Source organism: Streptomyces sp. NTH33, assembly GCF_003236365.1.
Taxonomy (GTDB): Bacteria; Actinomycetota; Actinomycetes; order Streptomycetales; family Streptomycetaceae; genus Streptomyces.
The window spans coordinates 1-1,683 of sequence record NZ_POTZ01000831.1 but is presented as its reverse complement, the minus strand read 5'-3'; the positions used below and the strand labels follow the sequence as shown (position 1 = coordinate 1,683).

Annotated in this window: 1 protein-coding gene and 2 pseudogenes; all 3 read left to right on the top strand. The window is 70.0% G+C overall.

Annotated features, from left to right (window positions below):
- A pseudogene (locus C1I97_RS40435) lies at nucleotides 1–556 on the top strand (SWIM zinc finger family protein); the annotation flags it as partial.
- A gap of 62 nt (nucleotides 557–618) precedes the next feature.
- A pseudogene (locus C1I97_RS36750) lies at nucleotides 619–1,251 on the top strand (ISAzo13 family transposase); the annotation flags it as partial.
- A gap of 75 nt (nucleotides 1,252–1,326) precedes the next feature.
- Nucleotides 1,327–1,632, top strand: coding sequence for a transposase (locus tag C1I97_RS36745; protein ID WP_111007219.1), 306 nt, complete (start codon nucleotides 1,327–1,329; stop codon nucleotides 1,630–1,632).
- Nucleotides 1,633–1,683: the final 51 nt, after the last annotated feature.

Below are 1,683 nucleotides of genomic sequence, written 5' to 3'. Positions count from 1 at the left end.
CCCGTCCGACGCCCCCTTCACCCTCGACGACCTCGAAACCCTCACCCGGGACACCGCTCAGCGCGCCCGCGCCCTCACGGCCGGGCACACCGCCTCCCTCACCTGCACCCCGCTCGACGACGCCGTACGCCTCGCCGCGAGCGGGGTCGGCGAGCACTGGTTCCACCAACTCGTACGCGCCACCGGTCTGCCTCCACTCGACTTCGCCCTCCTGGTCCGTGCCCAGCGCCACGGCGGCCCCGTCGGCGTCGCCGTCGCCCGCGCGCCCCTCACGCCCGACGCCACTGCCATGGCTGCCGCCCGCGCCGCCCTCTGCGACCCCGACAACGCCGAGACCGAGGACGACACCGCGAGCACCGTGCGGATACGCGTCTGGCGCAACCGTCTCACCGCCGATGACGAGGGCGTCCAGATCCGTCTCGGCCCCGACGACCGATGGCATCCCTACACCCGCGAAGGCCGCGGCTCCACCGCCCGATGGTGGCCCTGCGCCCCCGCCACAGCCGACCCCGTCGCCGCCCTCGTCGCGGCCCGCACCGCTGCCGCGCAGCACTGACGGATTAAGGGCGCGCAGAAAATCAAGGTGTTGCTTCCGTGGTTCTGGCTCGTTGATGTGGTATGGGCATATCGCAGGAGACTCGTGATCAACTCGCCGTGAGATTCGCGGTGTTGTTCCCGCACCTGGACGAGCGCCAGCGCGGTCTGCTGATGGGAGCCGAGGCTCGGATCCTGGGCCACGGCGGGATCCGGGCCGTCGCGCAGGCGGCCGAGGTCAGCGAGACCACCGTCCGCAACGGCGTCGACGAGCTGGAAACGGGGGCAAAGCCGCTGGGTCGGGTCCGCCACCCCGGCGGCGGGCGCAAAAGGGCCGTCGAGGTGGACCCGGGGCTGCGACCTGCACTGTTAGCGCTGGTCGAGCCGGGCATGCGCGGGGACCCGATGTCGCCGCTGCGCTGGACGACGAAGTCGACGCGCAAACTCGCCGACGAACTCACCCGGCAAGGCCACCGCGTCTCGGCGGACACCGTCGGCGACCTGCTGCGCGAGGAGGGCTTCAGCCTGCAGGCCAACGCCAAGACGATCGAGGGCACGCAGCACCCGGACCGCGACGCCCAGTTCCGCTACATCAACGAACAAGCCCGCGATCACCGGGACGCCGGGGACCCGGTGATCAGCGTGGACACCAAGAAGAAAGAGCTGGTCGGCCAGTGCAAGAACGGCGGCCGTGAGTGGATGCCGAAGGGGGAACCGGCCAATGAAGCTCCCCCTTTGACCTGGACAGCCTGATACTGGGACGGAAGGTCCCGGAGGAAGCAGTCACAGGTAGTGAGCAAGAAGAGCAATACGAGCAAGCGGTACACGGCGGAGTTCAAGCGGGATGCCGTCGCGCTGGCGCTGTCGTCGGACAAGACGGTCACCGAGGTTGCCCGGGACCTGGGGGTGAGTCCGGAGGGTCTGCGTGGCTGGGTGAAGCAGGCCAAGGTCGACCGGGGCGAGGGGCCCGCCGGGGCTCTGACCAGCGCCGAGCGGGAAGAACTCGCCCAGCTGCGGCGCAAGGTCCGCGAGCTGGAGAAGACGGTCGACATCCTGGGAAAAGCGACCGCCTTCTTCGCGCAGGACAAGATGAGGTAGACACCGCCGCGCGGTGCCGCTTCATCGACGCGGAGAAGGCATCGGACGGCA